At 62.4% G+C, this 20,910-nt stretch carries 22 protein-coding genes and 1 tRNA gene; 5 read left to right on the top strand and 18 right to left on the bottom strand.

The features are described from left to right. Window positions 1-115: 115 nt before the first annotated feature. Complete coding sequence (uvrB, locus tag IM733_RS01715; RefSeq protein ID WP_248919270.1) at window positions 116-2,131, bottom strand: excinuclease ABC subunit UvrB; 2,016 nt, start codon at window positions 2,129-2,131, stop codon at window positions 116-118. A gap of 290 nt (window positions 2,132-2,421) precedes the next feature. Between uvrB and IM733_RS01710 the strand changes: the two genes are divergently transcribed. From IM733_RS01710 to IM733_RS01700, 3 genes are all read left to right on the top strand, one after another. Next, window positions 2,422-3,618 carry an amino acid aminotransferase gene (locus IM733_RS01710; RefSeq protein WP_248919269.1) on the top strand — a complete coding sequence of 399 codons (1,197 nt, stop codon included), beginning with the start codon at window positions 2,422-2,424 and terminating at the stop codon, window positions 3,616-3,618. A gap of 61 nt (window positions 3,619-3,679) precedes the next feature. Continuing rightward, window positions 3,680-3,755: transfer RNA gene (locus IM733_RS01705), tRNA-Asn, on the top strand. Between the two features lie 127 nt (window positions 3,756-3,882). Continuing rightward, on the top strand, window positions 3,883-5,127 hold the full coding sequence (locus tag IM733_RS01700; RefSeq protein WP_248919268.1) for a nucleoside deaminase: 1,245 nt from the start codon (window positions 3,883-3,885) through the stop codon (window positions 5,125-5,127). Between the two features lie 13 nt (window positions 5,128-5,140). Here IM733_RS01700 and IM733_RS01695 read toward each other — a convergent pair whose 3' ends face one another. From IM733_RS01695 to IM733_RS01675, 5 genes are all read right to left on the bottom strand, one after another. Further along, window positions 5,141-5,554, bottom strand: coding sequence for a cupin domain-containing protein (locus IM733_RS01695; protein WP_248919267.1), 414 nt, complete (start codon window positions 5,552-5,554; stop codon window positions 5,141-5,143). A 265-nt stretch (window positions 5,555-5,819) separates the two neighbouring features. Next, window positions 5,820-6,380, bottom strand: coding sequence for a DUF1285 domain-containing protein (locus tag IM733_RS01690; RefSeq protein WP_248919266.1), 561 nt, complete (start codon window positions 6,378-6,380; stop codon window positions 5,820-5,822). Between the two features lie 11 nt (window positions 6,381-6,391). Beyond that, window positions 6,392-6,997, bottom strand: coding sequence for a DUF4823 domain-containing protein (locus tag IM733_RS01685; RefSeq protein WP_248919265.1), 606 nt, complete (start codon window positions 6,995-6,997; stop codon window positions 6,392-6,394). Between the two features lie 66 nt (window positions 6,998-7,063). Further along, the gene (locus tag IM733_RS01680) at window positions 7,064-8,032 is read right to left on the bottom strand and encodes a GTP 3',8-cyclase MoaA (RefSeq protein ID WP_248919264.1); all 969 of its coding nucleotides are present in this window, start codon (window positions 8,030-8,032) and stop codon (window positions 7,064-7,066) included. 129 nt (window positions 8,033-8,161) lie between these two features. Then, a complete protein-coding gene (locus IM733_RS01675; protein WP_213660165.1) occupies window positions 8,162-8,797 on the bottom strand; it encodes a TetR/AcrR family transcriptional regulator in 636 nt (211 codons plus the stop codon). 73 nt (window positions 8,798-8,870) lie between these two features. Here IM733_RS01675 and IM733_RS01670 point away from each other — a divergent pair, with 73 nt between their 5' ends. Beyond that, on the top strand, window positions 8,871-10,004 hold the full coding sequence (locus IM733_RS01670) for an aminotransferase class V-fold PLP-dependent enzyme (RefSeq protein WP_248919263.1): 1,134 nt from the start codon (window positions 8,871-8,873) through the stop codon (window positions 10,002-10,004). Window positions 10,005-10,265: 261 nt separating this feature from the next. On the opposite strand, the gene IM733_RS01665 is transcribed toward IM733_RS01670, so the two are convergent. The 12 genes from IM733_RS01665 to IM733_RS01610 all read right to left on the bottom strand — a co-directional run bounded on the left by IM733_RS01665 (window position 10,266) and on the right by IM733_RS01610 (window position 20,180). Further along, the gene (locus tag IM733_RS01665) at window positions 10,266-11,048 is read right to left on the bottom strand and encodes a TatD family hydrolase (protein ID WP_248919262.1); all 783 of its coding nucleotides are present in this window, start codon (window positions 11,046-11,048) and stop codon (window positions 10,266-10,268) included. Between the two features lie 32 nt (window positions 11,049-11,080). Further along, the gene (locus tag IM733_RS01660; RefSeq protein ID WP_248919261.1) at window positions 11,081-12,067 is read right to left on the bottom strand and encodes a DNA polymerase III subunit delta'; all 987 of its coding nucleotides are present in this window, start codon (window positions 12,065-12,067) and stop codon (window positions 11,081-11,083) included. Then, window positions 12,060-12,692 carry a dTMP kinase gene (gene tmk, locus IM733_RS01655; RefSeq protein WP_248919260.1) on the bottom strand — a complete coding sequence of 211 codons (633 nt, stop codon included), beginning with the start codon at window positions 12,690-12,692 and terminating at the stop codon, window positions 12,060-12,062. Before tmk ends, IM733_RS01660 begins: the two co-directional genes overlap by 8 nt. Before the next feature lie 9 nt (window positions 12,693-12,701). Continuing rightward, on the bottom strand, window positions 12,702-13,874 hold the full coding sequence (gene mltG / locus IM733_RS01650; RefSeq protein ID WP_248919259.1) for an endolytic transglycosylase MltG: 1,173 nt from the start codon (window positions 13,872-13,874) through the stop codon (window positions 12,702-12,704). Window positions 13,875-13,877: 3 nt separating this feature from the next. Beyond that, the gene (pabC, locus tag IM733_RS01645) at window positions 13,878-14,693 is read right to left on the bottom strand and encodes an aminodeoxychorismate lyase (RefSeq protein ID WP_248919258.1); all 816 of its coding nucleotides are present in this window, start codon (window positions 14,691-14,693) and stop codon (window positions 13,878-13,880) included. Further along, entirely contained in the window at window positions 14,693-15,937 is a 1,245-nt protein-coding gene (gene fabF / locus IM733_RS01640; protein WP_011532888.1) for a beta-ketoacyl-ACP synthase II, read from the bottom strand. The genes pabC and fabF overlap by 1 nt, the downstream gene beginning before the upstream one ends. Before the next feature lie 153 nt (window positions 15,938-16,090). Then, a complete protein-coding gene (acpP, locus tag IM733_RS01635; protein WP_011532887.1) occupies window positions 16,091-16,327 on the bottom strand; it encodes an acyl carrier protein in 237 nt (78 codons plus the stop codon). Window positions 16,328-16,531: 204 nt separating this feature from the next. Beyond that, window positions 16,532-17,272: a 3-oxoacyl-ACP reductase FabG gene (gene fabG, locus IM733_RS01630; RefSeq protein ID WP_011532886.1), complete on the bottom strand. Its 741-nt coding sequence runs from the start codon at window positions 17,270-17,272 to the stop codon at window positions 16,532-16,534. A gap of 16 nt (window positions 17,273-17,288) precedes the next feature. Next, window positions 17,289-18,227 (bottom strand): ACP S-malonyltransferase, encoded by a 939-nt coding sequence (gene fabD, locus IM733_RS01625; RefSeq protein ID WP_248919257.1) that lies wholly within the window; start codon window positions 18,225-18,227, stop codon window positions 17,289-17,291. A gap of 215 nt (window positions 18,228-18,442) precedes the next feature. Beyond that, on the bottom strand, window positions 18,443-19,453 hold the full coding sequence (plsX, locus tag IM733_RS01620) for a phosphate acyltransferase PlsX (protein ID WP_283107514.1): 1,011 nt from the start codon (window positions 19,451-19,453) through the stop codon (window positions 18,443-18,445). A 3-nt stretch (window positions 19,454-19,456) separates the two neighbouring features. Continuing rightward, window positions 19,457-19,639, bottom strand: coding sequence for a 50S ribosomal protein L32 (gene rpmF / locus IM733_RS01615; RefSeq protein WP_010223221.1), 183 nt, complete (start codon window positions 19,637-19,639; stop codon window positions 19,457-19,459). 13 nt (window positions 19,640-19,652) lie between these two features. Next, window positions 19,653-20,180 (bottom strand): YceD family protein, encoded by a 528-nt coding sequence (locus IM733_RS01610; protein ID WP_011532883.1) that lies wholly within the window; start codon window positions 20,178-20,180, stop codon window positions 19,653-19,655. A 95-nt stretch (window positions 20,181-20,275) separates the two neighbouring features. On the opposite strand from IM733_RS01610, the gene IM733_RS01605 reads away from it, so the two are divergent. Then, window positions 20,276-20,854 (top strand): Maf family protein, encoded by a 579-nt coding sequence (locus IM733_RS01605; RefSeq protein ID WP_248919256.1) that lies wholly within the window; start codon window positions 20,276-20,278, stop codon window positions 20,852-20,854. Window positions 20,855-20,910: the final 56 nt, after the last annotated feature.

Genomic DNA, 20,910 nt, shown 5'->3' with positions numbered 1-20,910 from the left:
GTTTCTGGCACCCGCTTTGCGGGTGATCGCGGCTAAAGCTCCTACAGAGGTGGCGCCAAATCTATGGAAACGGTTTATTCCATGAGGGCCGCCTCGCTGGAGAACCAGGGGTGAGTCAACTGGTAATCAGACGCTCACGCAACTGCCCGATCTCGTCGCGCAACTGCGCTGCGGCCTCGAACTCCAGGTCGCGGGCAAACTGGAACATCTTCTCTTCCAACTGCTTGATACGCTTGGTGATCTGCGCCGGCGTCTGCAGCTCGACCTCGTAGCGCCCGGCTTCCTCCGCCGCCTTGGCCATACCCTTGCGCTTCTTGCTGCGTGCACCTGGCACGGTGGCACCTTCCATGATGTCGGTAATATCTTTGACCACGCCCTTGGGCACGATGCCGTTGGCCGTGTTGAACGCGATCTGCTTCTCGCGCCGCCGCTCGGTCTCGTCGATGGCGCGCTGCATGGAACCGGTAATGTTGTCGGCGTAGAGGATCGCCTTGCCGTTGAGGTTACGTGCAGCGCGGCCGATAGTCTGGATCAGCGAGCGCTCGGAACGCAGGAAACCTTCCTTGTCAGCGTCGAGGATGGCCACCAATGACACTTCGGGCATGTCCAGCCCCTCGCGCAGCAGGTTGATGCCCACCAGCACGTCGAAGGTGCCCAAGCGCAGGTCACGGATGATTTCGACCCGCTCGACGGTGTCGATGTCCGAGTGCAGGTAACGTACCCGCACATCGTGGTCGGCCAGGTAGTCGGTGAGGTCCTCGGCCATGCGCTTCGTCAGCGTGGTGGCCAGCACCCGCTCGCCCTGGGCGACGCGCTTGCCGATCTCAGAGAGCAGGTCGTCGACCTGGGTGAGCGCCGGGCGCACCTCGACCTGCGGGTCGACCAGACCAGTGGGACGCACTACCTGCTCGACCACACGGCCAGCATGTTCGGCTTCATAAGGGCCTGGAGTGGCGGAAACGAAGATGGTCTGCGGGCTGACTGCCTCCCATTCATCGAAGCGCATGGGGCGGTTGTCCAACGCCGACGGCAGGCGGAAACCGTACTCCACCAGCGTCTCCTTGCGCGAGCGGTCGCCCTTGTACATGGCGCCGACCTGCGGAACGCTGACGTGGGACTCGTCTATCACCAGCAACGCGTCATCGGGCAGGTAGTCGTAGAGTGTGGGCGGTGGCGCGCCGGCCGGGCGGCCGGAGAGGTAGCGCGAGTAGTTCTCGATGCCGTTGCAGTAGCCCAGTTCGAGGATCATCTCCAGGTCGAAACGGGTGCGCTGCTCCAGGCGCTGCGCCTCCACCAGTTTGTTGTGCGTATTCAGATACTCGAGACGCTCCTTGAGCTCCTCCTTGATCCCCTCCACCGCCTCGACCAGGGTTTCCCTTGGGGTCACATAGTGGCTCTTCGGATAGAAGGTGAAACGCGGCAGCTTGCGGATCACCTCGCCAGTCAACGGGTCGAAAGCGGCGATGTTCTCCACCTCGTCATCGAACAGCTCGATGCGAATGGCCTCCAAGTCCGATTCGGCCGGGAAGACGTCGATCACATCACCACGCACACGGAAGGTGGCGCGGGCGAAGTCCATCTCGTTGCGGGTGTACTGAAGGTCTGTGAGGCGGCGAAGCAGCGCACGCTGGTCGAGCTTGTCGCCACGGTCGACGTGCAGGACCATCTTCAGGTACGTCTCGGGGCTACCGAGGCCATAGATGCACGATACGGTGGTTACAATGATCGCGTCGCGCCGCTCGAGCAGTGCCTTGGTTGCAGACAGGCGCATTTGCTCAATGTGGTCGTTGATCGAGGCATCCTTCTCGATGAAGGTGTCCGACGACGGCACATAGGCTTCTGGCTGATAGTAGTCGTAGTACGAAACGAAGTACTCGACCGCATTGTTCGGGAAGAACGCCTTGAACTCGCCATACAGCTGGGCAGCCAGTGTCTTGTTGGGGGCTAGCACCATGGTCGGGCGCTGCACCTGCTGGATGACATTGGCGATGCTGAAGGTCTTGCCCGAGCCGGTCACCCCGAGCAGGGTCTGGTGCGACAGGCCGGCGTCAATGCCCTCGACCATCTGGCGGATGGCTTCGGGCTGGTCGCCGGCCGGCTGGAATCGGGTGACGAGCTGGAACTCGGACATGACGGACCTCGTGGATGTCGCGGCAACTGTAAATTTAGCCAGTAGTCTATACCCAAATGCGCCGCCCGGGCGCGGGATTCAAGTCCGACCTGTGAGCGTTCATGACAATGGACCGGGCAATTCGACCAATGGTCGAAAAATATTTGCGCAAACAGCCTTAAAAGCTGCGCCAGACTGTCGCAGTGACCGACCGGTATCACTATACTGACTCCCCGTTTGTGCACCGCTTCAGTGCATTCGGCTGGAGCGTGGCGACCCCTATCACTCTCCTATTCAGAGCCAAGGTAACAATGAGCCTGTTTTCCGCAGTCGAGCTGGCACCCCGCGACCCCATCCTGGGCCTCAACGAAGCATTCAACGCCGACCCACGCACTGACAAAGTCAACTTGGGCGTAGGCGTTTACTGCAATGAGGAAGGCCGTATCCCGCTGCTGCGCGCGGTAATCGAAGCCGAAACCGCCCGTGCCGCCCAGCACGCCTCCCGTGGTTACCTGCCGATCGACGGCATCGCCCAGTACGACCTGGCCGTGCAGAAGCTGATCTTCGGTAAAGAGTCGCCGCTGCTGGCCGAAGGCCGCGTGGTCACCGTGCAGGCTGTCGGCGGTACCGGTGCTCTGAAGATCGGCGCCGACTTCCTCAAGCGCCTGCAGCCAGGTGCCGTGGTCGCCATCAGCGACCCGAGCTGGGAAAACCATCGCGCCCTGTTCGAAACCGCCGGTTTCCCGGTACAGAGCTATCGTTACTACGATGCGGCCAGCCACGACGTCAACCGCGCCGGCATGCTCGAAGACCTGAACAAGCTGCCGTCCGGCTCGATCATTGTCCTGCACGCCTGCTGCCATAACCCGACCGGCGTCGACCTGTCGCTGGACGACTGGAAGAACGTGCTGGAAGTGGTCAAGGCCAAAGGCCACGTCCCCTTCCTCGACATGGCCTACCAAGGCTTCGGCGCCGGTATCGCCGAAGACGCCTTCGCCGTGCGCCTGTTCGCCGAGTCGGGTCTGGAGTTCTTCGTCTCCAGCTCGTTCTCCAAGTCGTTCTCGCTGTACGGCGAGCGCGTCGGCGCCCTGTCGATCGTCACCGGCTCGAAAGACGAAAGCACCCGTGTGCTGTCGCAGGTCAAGCGCGTGATCCGCACTACCTACTCCAACCCACCGACCCACGGCGCCAGCATCGTCGCCGCGGTGCTCAACAGCCCCGAGCTGTGCCAGATGTGGGAAACCGAGCTGGCCGAGATGCGCGAGCGCATCCATGGCATGCGCAAGCAGATGGTCAAGCTGCTGGCCGAATACGGCGCCAACCGTGACTTCAGCTTCGTCGGCCGTCAGTGCGGCATGTTCTCTTACTCAGGCCTGACCGTGGAGCAAGTGGCCCGCCTGAAGGGCGACTTTGGCATCTACGCACTGGACACCGGCCGTATTGCGGTCGCCGCGCTGAACCAGAGCAACATCCACGTGGTCACCAAGGCCATCGTCGAAGTGCTGTAACTGCTTGATTGTCTAGGGGAAGCTTGACTTCCCCCGGGCAAGCGGTAAGATGCGCACAGATTCCGCGATAGCTCAGTCGGTAGAGCAAATGACTGTTAATCATTGGGTCCCTGGTTCGAGTCCAGGTCGCGGAGCCAAACATTGAAAACCTCCAGATGCGCAAGCACTGGAGGTTTTTTCTTTTGCGCCCCGCCTTCTTGTGTTCCCCCTCCCCTGGACTATCGTCAGCGTGCGCATCCGGCGCAACAACGACAGGGAGTCATCATGAATAGCACTCGCAACGCCCAGGAAGCCGTGGAGCAGGTCGCCGATCAGGCCATCCTGGCCGCCCAGCAAGGTACGTTCGCGGTAGGTGGCTGTATCATCGAGAACGCCACCGGCAAAGTTCTGGTAAGCATGCACAACAACGTGCTGCAACCCTTCCCCGGCAGCAAGGCGCAGCCGCCTTTCCTGCCCCATGACCCGACGGCCCACGGCGAACGGCAATTGGTGCAGTGGTATTACGACAAACGGCATGAGTTGAACCTCCCCGAGCCGAACAAGCTGACTGTGGTGACCACCCTGGACCCGTGCGCGATGTGCGCGGGCTCGCTGCTGACCGCTGGCTTCAATGTGGCCGTCAGTGCCATCGACACCTTTGCCGGGGTCAACTACAACAGCCAGTTCAACTTCCCCACCTTCCCACCCACCTTGCGGCAAAAGGCGCAAGAAACCTGGGGCTACTACGCGGTGGACGCGCCCATCAACCGCCCTTATCAGGGCTCGCAAGGCCCCGTCTATGCGAACCAGAAAATCGACGCCCGGGTGTTCAGCCTGACCGGCTCAATCTTCGACGCCAGCGTCAACACGGTGCGCGAAGCCAGCAACAACAGCGGCCTGCCGCCTTCCGAGCTGAAGAATCCGGCGACACTGCCTGCTACCAGCGCAGTCCGTCAGGCACTGACCAAGCTCAGCAAATGGGCACTGACCGTCAAAAGCGACAATCCACGCATGCCAGGCGTGGAATTGGCCAAACCGCTGACCGAGACCGCCGCGGTATCCGACAGAACCAACGCAGTGGCATTGCTCGACCCGTTCGGCAACTTGCTGGCCTGCCTGGGCGGCCAGGAGGACCAGTCACCGATCCGCACGGCGTTCATGGAGACGACGCGCCAGTACGCCCTGATGCGCTGGACCCTGATGAATGACAATGATCCGCAGGTGCGCGCCGAGGCAGAGCACTACCTGACCCACCCCAAGTACGGCACCTTCGTGTTCCTGTACATCCCGGACCCGAGCACCAGCGAGGCGGTGATGACCTTCGGCGCCTATGGCTCGACCATGGAAGGGCCGGTACCCCAGTCGTTCCCGTCCAATCTGCAATATGTGCTCCTGCACGACGGCGTCACCCCGCAGGCGGTGGCGCAACTGGCGCAAAAGTTGCCGCCCTTCTACACCCAGAGTGTGCAAGTAGCGCCCAGCCAGGTGCTGGACCAGGGCCTGATCAACGCAGCAAAGCAAGCACTGTAACGCCTGCGGTGGCTTAACGGGACAGGGGCTCGGTCACTGGCCGCCCCTCGTCCACCAGGCTCCATACCAGCAGCTTGGCTGGCTGGGCCTTGCTGGCGTTGCGCGAAACGCTGTGCACGGTGCCTGGGGCCTCATACCAGAACTCTCCGGCCTTGTAGGTCTTCTCCGGCTCGTCGTTGAGCTTCGATGTCACCGCCCCTTTCAGAACGTAGGCCATGACCGCACCCGGGTGCTGATGGGCAGGCGACGCCTGACCGGGCGCATAGCTGACCGTCAGCATCACGGCTTTCTTGCCTGGGGCGTTGGCGGGGAATTGTTCCTGGAGAATCTTGACCTGGTCAGGTAGGTCGCCATGGGCCCAGGCGGGAGAAATCGGTGCTAGCAGACCTAGCGTCAGCAGGGTAACGGGGAGGTAGATAGAGCGCATGAGGGCTTCTCCTGTGGTGTGTCTGCCAGCAGGTTAAGCCCAGGGTGGTGAGCGACAAATGGCCAATTCGGGGAAATATCGGGAGGCCGATTACCTGATCGCGCCTGAACGCTGCTAGCCGATCCCCAGGTAGCGACGCTCCGGAGACATTCCCCTTCGGTGGTGATTGGCTACTGCCAATGGCTTTGGCTTTTAGCCAGCGCCAGCGTTATAAATTGATTAATGGGCGGCAATTAGTATTGGCAGCCAGACCTGAGAACAAGTATCAGGCACTTCGCCCAATCGGATAGAACTCACCCTGGCTCCATACCCCAAGCCACTCCTCCCCATCAATCACCCGCCCCACCGCCAACTCCACCAACTGATAGAACACATTGCGGTGAATCAGCGCTTCGAGGTTGGTGCGCATCAGCACGTAGGGAGAAGGCTCAAGGGTGACAGGATCGATCTCGACACGCAGCGGATTGCCCGGGCCAGCCTCGACCTGATCGTCGACATTGCTGGTAAAACGCAGCACCTGCTGCTCACCACTACCCTGCACATCCAGCAGCACAGCGACAAAGGGCGCGTCATCGACACGAATCCCGACCTTCTCCACCGGCGTGACCAGAAAATAGTCATCCCCTTCCCGGCGAATGATACTGGAGAACAACCGCACCATCGGCTTGCGCCCGATCGGCGTGCCCAAGTAATACCAGGTGCCATCGCGGGCGATGCGCATGTCGATGTCGCCACAGAAATCCGGGGTCCACAGATGCACTGGGGGCAAGCCCTTGTGCGCGGGGATCTGCGCCAACAGGTCGCTGGCCTTGCCGGAATCGGTCATTTCACTCTCGCTCAGCGGCTCATACCCAGGAGACTACGAGCGTACTCGCGCATGGGCGCCGCAAGCAAATCCTGTGGCGTGTTGTCGTGGAACGTCAACAAACCGCCACGGCTCTTGATGCGGGCGGTATCGATCAAGTAACGGGTGCTGGTCTCGATGAGCATCATCTGCACCACGCCATTGTCCCAGCCCAGGCGATCAACGGCCTGTTCGTCATACCACTCGTCGCCATTACCGATCCGGTCGTCGGTGCGCGCAAAGCGAGTGTAGAGCACATAGTCGGCGCCTACCGAGCGAGCCTCGGCGATCGCATCTTCCAGGCCCAACGGCACCTGCGCACGGCGCACCAGCGGGAAGTACTCGACAAAGCTCTTGAATGCTTCCTCGGCTACCACATTCTGGCGTGGCAGCGGCCCCTTGCCCGGCGGCACGAACGCACCTTGGCCGATGAAGATGAACGAGTCGGGCTGCAGGCGGATCGACAAGGTCCGGGTGGTGTCGCTGTGATCCAGCAGGCCGGCGTCACTCATGTGATACCGCACACCCTCGCCCATATCACTGACATTCATGCAGCCACCCAACGCCATCAGCGCCAGCAGCAAGACCAGGCTACGCATCTTTCCTCCAGAGACCGGTGACGAAAAACCGGCGAATAGCCGCCAGATGCAGAATCTGCGCCAGAGTCAGCCACCAATCACCTTCATCACCATCACGTCGCCGGAAAACGCCACGTCCTGCTTGTCTGCCAGGGCCTTGACCAGCAAGCGCTGCAGGGCTGGTAACGCCTGATGACGGGGCTTGTCGAGCAGGTCGCCGACAAAGTGACGGTTACTCGACGACAGACAGCCATGCAACCAACCGGTGGACGACAGGCGCAGGCGCGAGCAGGATCGACAGAACGGCACGCTCTCATTGGCAATTACACCGAAATGCCCTTTGCCGGGAATGTGATATCGCAATGCCGTCGCATCGACTGGTCGGGGGGCCTGCTCGTAGCGGTGGGATTGCCCGATCAACCCCAGCAATTGCTCAAGGCCCACGAACTGTTGCAGGAAGGCATTACCGTCGCGCGCCAAGTGCCCCATGCGCATCAGCTCGATGAAACGCAGCTCGTAGCCACGCTCGAGGCAGTAGTCGAGCAACGGCAACACCTGGTCAAGATTCTGCCCGCGCATGGGCACCATGTTGACCTTGATCGCCATGCCTGCGGCACTGGCCTGCTCCATGCCAGCCAGCACGCTGGCCAAGTCGCCACCACGGGCAATACCGCGAAAAGCACCCGGATCGAGGGTATCGAGGGAAACATTGAGCCGGCGAATTCCGGCGTCGCGCAGCAAGGGCAGCTTGCGCACGAGCAACTGGCCATTGGTGGTGAGGCTGATGTCGTCCAGGCCCAGACCGGCCACAGCCTTGAGGAACGCCTCCAGCCGCGGGCTGATCAGTGGCTCGCCGCCAGTGATGCGCAAACGCTCGATACCGGCGGCCTCGACCAGGTAGGCCACGCCCCGGGCCAACGCGTCCGCCGTGAGCTCATCCTGCGCCGCTACCAGGCGCTTGCCATCCGGCACGCAATAGGTGCAGGCATAGTTGCAGGCAGCAGTCAGGCTGACGCGCAGGTTGCGAAAGCGCCTGCCTTGACGATCAACGATCATGGATGACTCCGGCGTGGAAGATTCTGGCGGGCAAAACCTGACTTAAAAATCAGGTTTTTGCAAGCCTTCCAGACGGAGCCTTGAAGAGATGATGCCCACCGAGGAACAGTGGGCATCCGAGGAGAGGCTTTAGCTCGCGGATTCAGGATCGCGCTTGCGCTTGTTGCCCATGCGCACGCCGATATCCATCAGGAACTGGAAGAAGCCTTCCTGATCCTCGAGTACGTTGCTCCAGAACGGCGAGTGGTACAGCGCCACCGCGCCATGGACCAGGGCCCAGGCAGCGCAGTAGTGGAAGTACGGCGGCACGTCCTCGAGCTTGCCTTCGCTGATCCGGCCCTTGATCAACTGCGTGAGGCGGTCGAAGTTGGAGGCGCGGATGCTGTGCAACTGCTCGACCATTTCTGGCACCTGGTTGCCTTTGACCACTTTCTCTTCCAGGCGGTCGAACAACCGGTAACGCTGCGGATCGCGCATGCGGAACTCGAAGTAAGCGCGCGACAGGGCTTCCTTGTCGCGGTCGACATCTGCCGAATGCAACAGCTCGTTCAGATCGCGCTCATAGTCGAGCATCAGGCGCAGATAAATTTCCGCCTTGGACTTGAAGTGCTTGTAGATCGTGCCTTTGCCGATGCCCACGGCGTCGGCGATCATCTCGACGGTGACACTGTCTTCACCCTGTTCGAGAAACAGCTTGAGCGCGGTGTCGAGGATCTCTTGCTCACGACGACGAAACTCACGGACCTTACGAGGTTCTTTCTGCATAGGAAGGACTGGGATGACAATCGAAGCGGTTTATTATGCCTAAGTGGCGGCAAATTGCACGGATCTTCCAACCATGTCTATGTTTCTTGATGAGTTCGACCAGGCACCGGGCCTGTGCTACCTGAACCACGCCACCATCGCCCCGTGGCCGCGCCGGGCCAGCGAGGCCGTGGCACGCTTCGCCCGTGACAACGTGCGCCTGGGGGCCCGTGAATACCCAGCCTGGCTCGCCACCGAACGGCGCCTACGCGAGCGTCTGGCACGCTTGCTCAACGCCCCGACCACCGGTGAGATTGCCCTGGTGGGCAACACCTCCCAGGCCCTGTCGCTGGTCGCTTTCGGCCTGGATTGGCAACCCGGTGACCAGGTGATCATCAGTGACGAAGAGTTCCCTTCCAACCGCGTGGTCTGGCAGGCCCTGGCCGAGCGCGGCGTCGAAGTGCTGGAGGTAAGCCTGGCCGGTGAAGCCCCTGAGGCTGCGTTGCTGAACGCCTGCGGCCCCCGCGCACGCTTGCTGGCGATCAGTGCCGTGCAGTTCGGCAGCGGCCTGCGCCTGGACCTGACGCGCCTCGGTGAAGGTTGTCGCAGCCGCGGCGTGCTGTTCTGTGTAGATGCGATCCAGCACATCGGCGCCCTGCCCTTCGATGTGCAGCGCTACCAGTGCGACTTCGCCATGGCCGACGGCCACAAGTGGATGCTCGGCCCCGAGGGGCTGGCGGTGTTCTACTGTCGAGCAGAACTGCGCAAGAAGCTCAAGCTGAACGCCTATGGCTGGCATATGCTCGAACACCTGGGCGATTTCGAGCGCCGCGACTGGCAGCCGGCCCGCAGCGCCAGGCGCTTCGAACCCGGCAGCCCGAACATGCTCGGCACCTGCGCACTGGAGGCCAGCCTGTCGCTGCTGGAAGACGTGGGCATGACCGTGGTCGCCGAACAGCTGGCACTGCGGGTGGAGCAATTGCACGACGGGTTGGCCGCCCTGCCCGGTGCGCGCCTGCACAGCCCGAATGATCCCGGGCAACGGGCGGGCATCGTCACGTTCAGCCTGGAGGGCCACGCCAATGCCGACATTTATCGAACGCTCAACGCCGGTGGGGTGATCTGTGCGGTACGCGGCCCGGGAGTGCGTTTTTCCCCACACTTCTATACCGATCAACGCCTGATCGACGAAGCACTGCGCCAGGTCCGCCACATTGCAATGCAATGAATGCGCTATGGAATCAAGACGTATTCCAAATCTGTTTAAAAAACGATCAGCATACGCTGGCAGCGCGCCAATCCTGACCAATACTTGAAGTGTTGGCGCGGCGCATCCCCCCCAAGTGGCGCGCCGATAAAGGTGCCCAGGGACCGTGTGCCTTTGTTTTACTCCTAATGGTCTTAACCCGGATTCCCCCCCCAGAACCCGGGTTTTTTTTGCCCGGGTCGAGGGCAGTACACCGCTTCGTCTACATCGACACCACTGGCCTTAGAGTACCCGTGCCAGCGGGAACAGGCGCTTGAAATTGCCTGTGGTCTGCTCGGCCAATTGCTCGTAGCTCACGCCCCGTAACGACGCCACATACTCGGCCACTTCCCGCACGTACTGCGGCAGGTTCGGCTTACCGCGGTGCGGAATCGGCGCCAGGTACGGCGAGTCGGTCTCCACCAGCAGGCGATCGACCGGTACCTGCCTGGCCACATCACGCAGCGCATCGGCATTACGGAAGGTGACGATACCCGACAGCGAGATGTAGTAGCCCAGGTCCAGCGCCGCCTTGGCCATGTCCCAATCCTCGGTGAAACAATGCAGTACCCCGGCCTGGGGCAGGCTCGCCTCGCGCAGCAGCGCCAGGGTGTCGGCGCGCGCCGCACGGGTGTGCACGATCACTGGCTTGCCGGTCTGGCGCGAGGCCTCCAGGTGCAGACGGAACGAGGCTTGCTGAAGTTCCGCAGCCTCCGGCTCGTAGTGATAATCCAGCCCTGTCTCGCCAATGGCCACCACATGCGGGTGGGCAAGTTCGCGCAACAGCCACTCCAAGGCTGGCGTCTCGCCCGGTGCCAGGTCGAGCGGATGCACGCCCACCGAACAATCCACGTCGGCGTAGCGCTCGCTGAGCGCTTTCACCGCACCGGCGTTCTCGGCGCTCACACCGATGCACAGGAAATGCCCCACGCCACGCGCGCGCGCCGCCTGCAGGGCGGCATCGAGGGAGCCCTGGTGGGCGCTCAGGTCAAGACGGTCGAGGTGGCAATGGGAATCTACGAGCATGGGAACAGGCACATATGAATTGAACGTTGGAATCAGCGCATGCCCGGCAGCTGCACCCAGCGGGCGAGCAAGGCTTCGAGCAGCAGCACACGGTTGAGGTTGGCCTTGCCCAGGACTTTCTGGCGCTGCTCGAGGATCCACGCCTGGATCTCCAGCACCTTGGCCTGGCGGCTCTTCTGCGCCAGGTACTGCAGCACCTTGCGCATGTCAGCCAAGCCTAACCCTTCTTCATCCTGGGTCAATTGGTAGCGCAGGATCAGGTGCGACCAGTCGCAGAACCAATCGAACAACAACAGCAAGGGCACGGTATTCCAGGCCTCGGCCAACTGGCTGGGAGATTGCTGCTGCTTGAGCAGCTTCTTTACCCCCTCGGTGACCAGTGCGCGCTGTTCACGCACGCCTTGCGCCTGCAGGCTGACGGCCATCAGCGGCGAGCCAGCGGCGAGGGTGAGCAGTTCCTCGCGCTCCTCCTCGCTGTTGTCGGCCAGCGCACCGGCCAGCCAGGCGCGGCTCTGGGCCAGGCTGGGTTGAGGGCAGGCAACCTGCTGGCAACGACTCTTGATGGTCGGCAGCAAGCGACTGGGCTGATGGCTGACCAGCAGCAGCACGGTGTCGCCGGAGGGCTCTTCGAGGCTCTTGAGCAGCGCGTTGGAGGCATTGATGTTCATCGCCTCGACCGGCTCGATCAATACCACCTTGCGCCCGCCCTGCTGGGCAGTCTGAACCACGAACGAAACCAGCTCGCGCACCTGATCGATCTTGATCGGCTTGTCGGCCTCTTCTGGCTCCAGCACGAAATTGTCCGGGTGGCTGCCCGCCTTGAGCAGCAGGCACGCCTTGCACTGCCCGCAGGCATCCAGCCCTTGTGGCTGCTGGCACAACAGGCGCGCCATCAGCCGTTCAGCGAGTGCGCGCTTGCCGATACCCTGAGGCCCATGCAGCAAGTAGGCGTGGGCGTGCTGGGCACGGCCGGCCAACTGCTGCCAGAGCACCTGCTGCCAGGGGTAGGCTTCAGCCACGGCAGCGCTCCAGAATGCCTGGCAGCAGCGCGTCGATTGCACGCTGGACGGCCTCCAGCGGCTGCGCGGCGTCCAGCAGGCTGTAGCGTTGCGGTTGTTGGCCGGCACGTTGCAGATAGGCCTGGCGCACCGCTTCGAAGAAGGCCTGGCCCTCCTGTTCGAAGCGGTCGAGACGACCGCGGGCCGCGGCACGGGCCAGGCCGACTTCCACCGGCAGGTCGAACACCAGGGTCAGGTCCGGGCGCAACTCGCCCTGGACAAAGGACTCGAGGATGGCGATGCGCTCCACCGACAGGCCACGCCCCCCACCCTGGTAGGCGTAGGTGGCATCGGTGAAGCGGTCGCACAGCACCACCGCGCCACGTGCCAGGGCCGGGCGGATGACCTGTGCCAAGTGCTGGGCGCGGGCGGCGAACATCAGCAGCAGTTCGGTGTCGACCGCCATGGTTTCTTCGCTGGGTGCCAGCAGCAGTTCGCGGATACGCTCGGCCAGTGGAGTGCCCCCAGGCTCGCGGGTCATGACCACGTCGACACCCTGCTCACGCAGACGCGCCGCCAGGTATTCGCGATTGGTGCTCTTGCCCGCGCCTTCGGGGCCTTCCAGGGTGATAAACAAACCGCTCACGGGCGTTCCTTACTGTTTGTCGGGTGCTGGCGCATCAGCCGGCACGGATTGATCGGCGGGGGCTGCGGGCTCGCCCGCAGGCGCCTGCTCCACGCCCGCTGGCTCGGCATCGCCGGGCGCCGTCGACTCGCTTGCGGGCGGCTGGCCTTGCGGCGCCGGGCTGGAACGGTAATCCGCACGGCGCTTGAGCTGATACTCGCGCACCGCGCTGTTGTGATCGTCCAGGTCATCGGAGAACACATGGCTGCCGTCGCCACGTGCGACGAAATACAGACTGCTGCCGTCGCTCGGGTTCAGCGCGGCATGGATCGCCTCACGGCCGACCATGGCGATCGGCGTCGGTGGCAGCCCGGTCATGGTGTAGGTGTTGTAGGGGGTCGGCTCGCGCAGGTCGGCACGGGTGATCTTGCCGTTGTAGCGCTCGCCCATGCCGTAGATCACCGTCGGGTCGGTCTGCAGCATCATGCCCAGGCGCATGCGGCGCACGAATACGCCGGCAATCTGCCCGCGCTCCTGGGGAATACCGGTCTCCTTCTCCACCAGCGAGGCCATGATCAACGCCTGGTAGGGGTCACGGTACGGCAGGTCGGTGGTGCGCTCGGCCCACTCCTTGGCCAGCACTTCGTCCAGGCGCATGTAAGCCTGCTGCAGCATCTCGACATCGCTCATGCCGCGAACGAAGCGGTAGGTGTCGGGGAAGAACCGGCCTTCGGGGAACACCCCAGTATGGCCGAGCTTGTCCATCACTTCCGAGTCGGACAAGCCATCGAGGGTGTGCTTGATTTTTTCATGCCTGGCCACTGCGGCGCGCACTTGGCGGAAGGTCCAACCTTCGACCAAGGTCAGGTTGTACTGCACCACATCGCCACGCTGCCAGGCATCGAACAACTGCCCCACCGTCATGCCGGGGTTCAACCGGTATTCACCCGTGTGCAGCGCCGTGCCGCCCATATTGAAGCGCCAGTACAGGCGCAGCCACACCGCGTCATCGAGCAGGCCTTCGGACTGCATGCGATAGAACATGCGATTGGGCGTTGTGCCACTGGGCACTTCGAGCAGGCGTTCCTGCTCCACTTGCAGGGGCTGCTCCAGCACCGAGCCAACCTTCCAGGCAGCCCAGCCAAAGGCCAGGCCGGCGAGGATCAAGCTCATCTCCAGCAGCAGCAGGAATTTGCGTCTCACTAATCAGGTATCCAGTAACGTGCGGGCAACGGCCTGCAGTTTACGGGTGAGCGGCCCCGCCGGCCAGTTCAGCGCGCCGAATTCACGCACCGGCCAGACACCGTAGACACTGTTGCAGACAAACACCTCGTCGGCCTGCTGCAGGTCTTCCAGCGCCAGATCGCATACAACTGTCGGGATACCCAGCAGCGCAGCCTGCTCCAGCAACACGGCACGCATCACCCCGGCCACGCCACAACGACTGAGATCGGCGGTCAGCAGCACGCCGTCGCGCGCCAGGAACAGGTTGCTGTACACGCCTTCGACCAACCGCCCTTGAACATCGCGCATCAACCCTTCGGCGTAGGTGCTGCCCTGCCATTCGGCGCGGGCCAGGACCTGCTCAAGGCGATTGAGGTGTTTGAGGCCGGCCAGCAGCGGTTGTTCCGCAAGACGGGTCTGGCAGGGGAACAGGCGAATACCGGAATCGGCGTTGCCTTGTGGATAAGCGGGCAACGGGCTGCCCTGAAGCAAGCGCCGGGCAGGAGAGTCGGCTGCCGGAGCATAGCCGCGCTGGCTATCGCCGCGGGTAAGAATGAGTTTGCTCACCCCCTCCCCCAGCTGACTGGCGTACCGCACCAGTTCGTCACGCACTACGGCCAGGTCCACCTCGATCGCCAGACGCTGGCAACCCAGCGCCAGGCGGTCGAGGTGTTGCGTCAGCAGGCTGGGCCTGCCGCCGCGCACGGCGATGGTCTCGAACAGGCCATCGCCGTAGGCCAGCCCACGGTTCTGCAGGTTGACCGCAGCCGCTGGCTGGCCGTCGACCCAACTGTGCATCAGTCGGCGAACCGGCGAAACACCAGCGAACCGTTGGTTCCGCCAAAACCGAAGGAGTTGGACAGCACCACATCGATCGGCATGCTGCGCGCCTGGTGCGGCACGAAGTCCAGGTCACAGCCTTCGTCCGGCTCATCCAAGTTGATGGTGGGCGGCGCCATCTGGCTGTTGATCGCCAGCACGCTGAAAATCGCCTCCACCGCACCGGCGGCACCGAGCAGGTGGCCAGTCATCGACTTGGTCGAACTGACCGCCAACTTGTAGGCATGCTCGCCGAACACGCGCTTGATCGCCGCCACTTCGGCCACGTCGCCCGCAGGCGTCGAGGTGCCGTGGGCGTTGATGTAGCTGACCTCCTCCGGCTTGATACCGGCATCGCGCAAGGCGTTGGCCATGCAGCGGGCGGCACCTTCGCCGGAGTCGGGTGGCGAGGTCATGTGGTAGGCGTCACCGCTCATGCCGAAACCGACCAATTCCGCATAAATGGTCGCGCCACGAGCCTTGGCGTGCTCCAGCTCTTCGAGCACCAGGGCACCGGCACCGTCGGACAGCACGAAACCATCACGGCCCTTGTCCCACGGACGACTGGCGCGGGCCGGTTCGTCATTGCGGGTCGACAGCGCGCGAGACGCCCCGAAACCACCCATGCCCAGGCCACAGGCAGCCATCTCGGCGCCACCGGCGATCATCACGTCCGCTTCGCCGTAGGCGATATTGCGTGCGGCCATGCCGATGCAATGGGTGCCGGTGGTGCAGGCGGTGGCAATGGCGTAGTTCGGCCCCTGCAACCCCAGGTGGATCGACAGGAAGCCGGAAATCATGTTGATGATCGAACCCGGCACGAAGAACGGCGAGATCCGCCGCGGACCTTGCTCATGCAGGGTACGGCTGGTCTCCTCGATGTTCGTCAGGCCGCCGATCCCCGAGCCCATGGCCACGCCGATGCGCTCGCGGTTGGCGTCGGTGACTTCCAGGCCGGCATTGCGCACCGCCTGGAAACCGGCCGCCAAGCCGTACTGAATGAACAGATCGAGCTTGCGGGCCTCTTTGGCCGACAGGTATTGCTCGACCTCGAAGCCTTTCACCGAGCCGCCAAAACGGGTGGAGTAGGCAGATAGATCCGTATGCTCGATCGGACCGATGCCACTGCGGCCAGCCAGAATGCCTTGCCAGGTGCTTGGTACATCGGTACCCAGTGGCGACAGCATACCCATACCGGTGACCACGACGCGTCTACGCGACACAGTACTCTCCTCTTTTCAAATAACAGAGTCTCTTGCCAGTGCACTTGCCATGGCGAATGGAATGGCAGCAAACCCCGATTCTCGCAAAGAAAAAACCGCACGCCGGCAAAGGCAGTGCGGTTTTTCTCGACAAGATGCGTCGACTACAGCGTCTTAGCCCTGGTGAGCGTTGACGTAGTCGATGGCAGCTTGAACGGTAGTGATCTTCTCGGCTTCTTCGTCAGGGATTTCGGTCTCGAATTCCTCTTCCAGAGCCATCACCAGCTCAACGGTGTCAAGCGAGTCGGCACCCAGGTCATCGACGAAGGAAGATTCGTTCTTGACTTCCTCTTCCTTGACGCCCAGTTGCTCGGCGACGATTTTCTTGACGCGTTCTTCGATGGTGCTCATACCTAGTTTTCACTCCTAATGGACATATGTCAGGCAGCTGGCCGGTGACTAAGTTTATAGGAAGACGCCTGCTTTTCAAGCTTGACGCGCCTTCTGCCAGGTCACCCGACCCGTCGCCCGGAATCTGGTTGCAGCTTTATAACGGATTTTAGGCTTCGAGTATGACTCTTTTTTGAAGCAATCCGTCACATTGAGTTGCGGATATTACATGTACATCCCGCCATTCACCGGCACGGTTGCGCCGGTGACGTAGGCTGCGCCTTCGGACGCCAGGAAGGATACCACCTTCGCGATTTCCTCGGCTTGGCCCAGACGGCCCAGCGGAATTTCTTTTTGCAGGGCCTCGCGCTGCGCTTCTGGCAGCTCGCGGGTCATGTCGGTGTCAATGAAGCCCGGAGTCACCGAGTTGACGGTGATGTTACGCGACCCCACTTCACGGGCCAGGGCGCGGCTGAAACCTTCCAGGCCGGCCTTGGCCGCGGCATAGTTTGCTTGGCCGGCGTTACCCATGGCACCCACCACCGAACCGATGCTGATGATACGACCCCAACGGGCCTTGGTCATGCCGCGCAGCACGCCCTTGGACAGGCGGTAAAGGCTGTTGAGGTTGGTGTCGATCACATCGAACCATTCGTCGTCTTTCATGCGCAGCATGAGATTGTCGCGAGTGATGCCGGCGTTGTTGACCAAAATGGCAGGCGCACCGAACTGCTCACCGATGGCGCTCAGCACGGCGTCGACGGACTCGGCGCTGGTGACGTTCAGCTCCATGCCGGTGCCGGTGATGCCGTGCTCTTTCAGGGTGGCGGCGATGCGCTCGGCGCCGGATGCCGAAGTGGCGGTACCGATCACGGTCGCGCCCTGGCGGCCGAGTTCGAGGGCGATGGCCTGGCCGATGCCACGGCTGGCGCCGGTAACCAGTGCAACTTTACCTTGCAGGCTCATGCAAGCGTCTCCAGATTCAGGCCAGCGCCGCGCGGGTGGCGGCGACGGCGTCAGGGGTATTGAGGTTGTAGGTGTTCACGCCGTCGGCGCAACGCTTGTTCAGGCCAGCCAGAACCTTGCCCGGGCCACACTCGACCAGGTTGACCGCACCATTGGCGGCCAGCGTCTGCACGCATTCCACCCAGCGCACCGGCTGGTACAACTGCGCCAGCAGGTCCTGCTTGAGTGCATCGAGGTCGGCGGCGATGGCAGCGGTGACGTTCTGCACCACCGGGATCTGCGGGGCCTTCCAGTCGATGGCGTTGACGAACTCGGCGAAGCGCTCGGCAGCCGGTTTCATCAGGGCGCAGTGCGACGGCACGCTTACCGCCAGCGGCAGGGCACGTTTGGCACCCGCCTCTTTGCAAAGTGCCATGGCGCGATCCACCGCTGCCTTGTTACCGGCGATAACGACCTGGCCCGGCGAGTTGAAGTTGACCGCACTGACCACCTCATCTTCGGCGGCCTTGGCGCAGATCTCAACCACGACGGCGTCGTCCAGGCCCAGGATAGCGGCCATGGCACCATGACCGGCCGGCACGGCTTCCTGCATTAGCTGGCCACGACGCTCGACCAGGCGCACAGCGTCCTTCAGCGACAGGCTGCCGGCAGCGACCAGAGCGCTGTATTCACCGAGGCTGTGGCCGGCGACGAAGGCCGGCTGAGCGCCGCCCTCTTCCAGCCACAGGCGCCACAGGGCGATGGAGGCGGCGAGGATCGCCGGCTGGGTCTTGTCGGTTTGGTTGAGTTGCTCTTCCGGACCTTCCTGGACCAGCTTCCACAGGTCGTAGCCCAGAGCCTCGGAAGCCTCCTTGAAGGTCTCGACGATTACCGGCTTTTCAGCACCGAGCTCGGCGAGCATGCCCAGCGACTGGGAACCTTGACCGGGAAAGACGAATGCGAGGGATGCAGACATTGAACAAGCCCTTATGATCTTGTCGTCGGATGGGGTGCGCCGGGCCTTGGGCCGGGCGCGCAATCTGAATGCTTGGATGGAGCAGCGGACCAAGCGGTCACATTTAAGCACTTCATGGGCGATATGCCTAAGGCCTTGCCGGCCTTATCGCGGATGAATCCGCCCCTACACGCGCCCGCAGGAGCGGGCTCATCCGCGATAAGGATGCCCCCAACTCACGGCAGCAGGTCTTCGAGCCGCCCATGCAAGCGTTGCGGCAGGTTCTCCTGGATCTCGATCAAAGCTCGCTGAATGGCACTCTGCAAACCTTGAACGCCCGCCGAACCATGGCTCTTGATGACGATTCCCTGCAACCCGAGGAAGCTTGCGCCATTATGCCGCGCCGGTGCCAGGTCGGCCTGCAGCCGCCTGAGCAGCGGCATGGCCAAGGCGCCAGCAGCGCGCGCCAGTACACTGCCCCGGAACAACGCTTCGATACGCGCCCCAATCATGGTGGCCAGACCTTCGCTGGACTTGAGCAGGATGTTGCCGACAAAGCCATCGCAGACCACCACATCGGCTTCGCCACGATATAAACCGTCACCCTCGACGAAACCGATGTAGTTCAGGCCACGGGCATTCTGCAAAAGACTGGCGGCGAGCTTGACCTGCTGGTTGCCCTTGATGTCCTCGGTGCCGATATTGAGCAGCGCCACTCGCGGCCGATGAACACCCAAGGCCTGGGCGGCCACCGAGCCCATCACGGCAAACTGGTAGAGGTTTTCCGCACTGCAATCGACGTTAGCCCCAAGATCAAGCAGCTGGCAGTAACCAGCCTGGGTCGGGATAGCCGCGACCATCGCTGGCCGATCAATACCCGGCAGGGTCTTGAGCACAAGGCGCGACAGCGCCATGAGCGCGCCGGTATTGCCAGCACTCACACAGGCTTGAGCCTTGCCGTCACGGACCAGTTCGAGGGCGACGCGCATCGACGAGTCAGGCTTGCCCCGCAACGCTTGCGACGGCCGCTCGTCCATGCCGATCACCTCACTGGCCGCAACAATTTGCAGGCGCGCGCGATCCGCAGCCGATTGGCCACTGACGAGATCTTCAAGTAGGGAGGGTTGACCGACGAGGGTCAGGTGCAGCGAGGGAGTAGCCGAAAGGCAGGCAATGCTAGCCTGGACAATGTTGCGGGGACCGAAGTCCCCGCCCATTGCGTCGATCGCGATGATCTGAGCGGACAAGGATTACTCGTCAGCGCCCTTGTCGATCACTTTGCGACCACGGTATACGCCTTCTGGCGAAACGTGGTGACGCAGGTGTACTTCACCGGTGGTTTTTTCTACCGACAGCGCGTTTTCCGACAGAGCGTCGTGGGAACGGCGCATGTCACGGGCAGAGCGGGATTTTTTGTTCTGCTGAACAGCCATAATTGATTAACTCCTAAACGTTTGGGTCACGCTTTAACTGCGCCAAAACACTGAACGGGTTGGACCGCGATACCTCGTCCTTGCTCGGCTCGGGCTCATCTGCGCCCGCCGGCTGCTGGCATTCTTCCGGATGATGAGCAGGTACGATGGGGAGAGCGAGCAGCAACTCTTCCTCGATCAGCGCCTGCAGATCCAAAGGATCTTCGCCCAGTTCCAGCACGTCATAGCCTTTCGGCAACGACTGGGTATTTGCACCCTCCTTAACCACGGCGTATGTACATTCGCTGTGGACGGGAAGGGTGACCAGCTCAAGACAACGCTGGCAAACCATTTTGACCGCGACATCAAGCTCGCTGTGGATAACCACAACGTGCTGCTCGTCTCGCTCAAAATCGAACTTCGCCTGCACCGTACCGACAGTATCGGAAAGCGGGTCGCAGAGTCTTTCCAAATCAGCGAGTTGCAGCGAACCCTCGAGGGTTACACCACGATCAGCCAATTTGCGCGGGTCAACGTGAGATGGAATCTGGTCATTCAACATAGGCGCAGCATTCTAGGGATGCACCCCCTCCCTGTCAAAGGAAATTCGGCACATCACGCATGTTAGAATTCGGGGTAATTGACCAGGAGTCTACCATGCTTCCCTTGTTACTGGCTTCCAGCTCCCCCTATCGCCGCGAACTGCTCGCTCGCCTGCGCCTGCCTTTTGCCTGGGCAAGCCCCGACCTAGACGAACAGCGTCTGAATGACGAACCCGCCGTCGAACTGGTACGACGCCTGGCGCGCCAAAAAGCCGAGGCACTGGCTGGCACTCACCCCAATCATTTGATAATCGGCTCCGACCAGGTAGCGGTGCTTGGGGAGCAGATCCTTGGCAAGCCGCACACCTTCGAGCGCGCGTGCGAGCAGTTGCTGGCCGCCAGCGGGCAGCACGTCACCTTCCTGACCGGCCTGGCGCTGCTCAACACCACCACCGGGCAATGCCAGGTCGATTGCGTGCCGTTTACCGTGGTATTGCGCGAATTGACCAGGGAGCAAGTGGAGCGCTACGTGACAGCCGAACAGCCGCTCGACTGCGCCGGGAGCTTCAAGGCGGAGGGATTGGGCGTGAGCCTCTTCCAGAACACCCACGGCTGTGATGCCACAAGCCTGATTGGGCTGCCGCTGATTCGATTGGTGGACATGCTGCACAAGGAAGGCGTGCAGGCACCCTGAGCCTTGTTCGCCGGCAAACCGACCCCTACGAGGAGGAGCCAGGTGCCGGCGAACAG

Source organism: Pseudomonas entomophila, from assembly GCF_023277925.1.
GTDB classification, from domain to species: domain Bacteria; phylum Pseudomonadota; class Gammaproteobacteria; order Pseudomonadales; family Pseudomonadaceae; genus Aquipseudomonas; species Aquipseudomonas entomophila_D.
This window is presented reverse-complemented; position numbering and strand designations above follow the sequence as displayed.

Excerpts from the sequence above, each read along its gene's own strand:
- IM733_RS01670 (WP_248919263.1), top strand. The coding sequence starts at position 8,871 with ATGTCTATGTTTCTTGATGAGTTCGACCAGGCACCGGGCCTGTGCTAC.
- IM733_RS01665 (WP_248919262.1), bottom strand. The coding sequence starts at position 11,048 with ATGCTCGTAGATTCCCATTGCCACCTCGACCGTCTTGACCTGAGCGCC.
- rpmF (WP_010223221.1), bottom strand. The coding sequence starts at position 19,639 with ATGGCTGTTCAGCAGAACAAAAAATCCCGCTCTGCCCGTGACATGCGC.
- fabD (WP_248919257.1), bottom strand. The coding sequence starts at position 18,227 with ATGTCTGCATCCCTCGCATTCGTCTTTCCCGGTCAAGGTTCCCAGTCG.
- IM733_RS01605 (WP_248919256.1), top strand. The coding sequence starts at position 20,276 with ATGCTTCCCTTGTTACTGGCTTCCAGCTCCCCCTATCGCCGCGAACTG.
- IM733_RS01685 (WP_248919265.1), bottom strand. The coding sequence starts at position 6,997 with ATGCGTAGCCTGGTCTTGCTGCTGGCGCTGATGGCGTTGGGTGGCTGC.
- IM733_RS01695 (WP_248919267.1), bottom strand. The coding sequence starts at position 5,554 with ATGCGCTCTATCTACCTCCCCGTTACCCTGCTGACGCTAGGTCTGCTA.
- acpP (WP_011532887.1), bottom strand. The coding sequence starts at position 16,327 with ATGAGCACCATCGAAGAACGCGTCAAGAAAATCGTCGCCGAGCAACTG.
- IM733_RS01700 (WP_248919268.1), top strand. The coding sequence starts at position 3,883 with ATGAATAGCACTCGCAACGCCCAGGAAGCCGTGGAGCAGGTCGCCGAT.
- pabC (WP_248919258.1), bottom strand. The coding sequence starts at position 14,693 with ATGCACAGTTGGGTCGACGGCCAGCCAGCGGCTGCGGTCAACCTGCAG.
- IM733_RS01710 (WP_248919269.1), top strand. The coding sequence starts at position 2,422 with ATGAGCCTGTTTTCCGCAGTCGAGCTGGCACCCCGCGACCCCATCCTG.
- IM733_RS01610 (WP_011532883.1), bottom strand. The coding sequence starts at position 20,180 with ATGTTGAATGACCAGATTCCATCTCACGTTGACCCGCGCAAATTGGCT.
- uvrB (WP_248919270.1), bottom strand. The coding sequence starts at position 2,131 with ATGTCCGAGTTCCAGCTCGTCACCCGATTCCAGCCGGCCGGCGACCAG.
- IM733_RS01675 (WP_213660165.1), bottom strand. The coding sequence starts at position 8,797 with ATGCAGAAAGAACCTCGTAAGGTCCGTGAGTTTCGTCGTCGTGAGCAA.
- IM733_RS01680 (WP_248919264.1), bottom strand. The coding sequence starts at position 8,032 with ATGATCGTTGATCGTCAAGGCAGGCGCTTTCGCAACCTGCGCGTCAGC.
- fabG (WP_011532886.1), bottom strand. The coding sequence starts at position 17,272 with ATGAGCCTGCAAGGTAAAGTTGCACTGGTTACCGGCGCCAGCCGTGGC.
- IM733_RS01690 (WP_248919266.1), bottom strand. The coding sequence starts at position 6,380 with ATGACCGATTCCGGCAAGGCCAGCGACCTGTTGGCGCAGATCCCCGCG.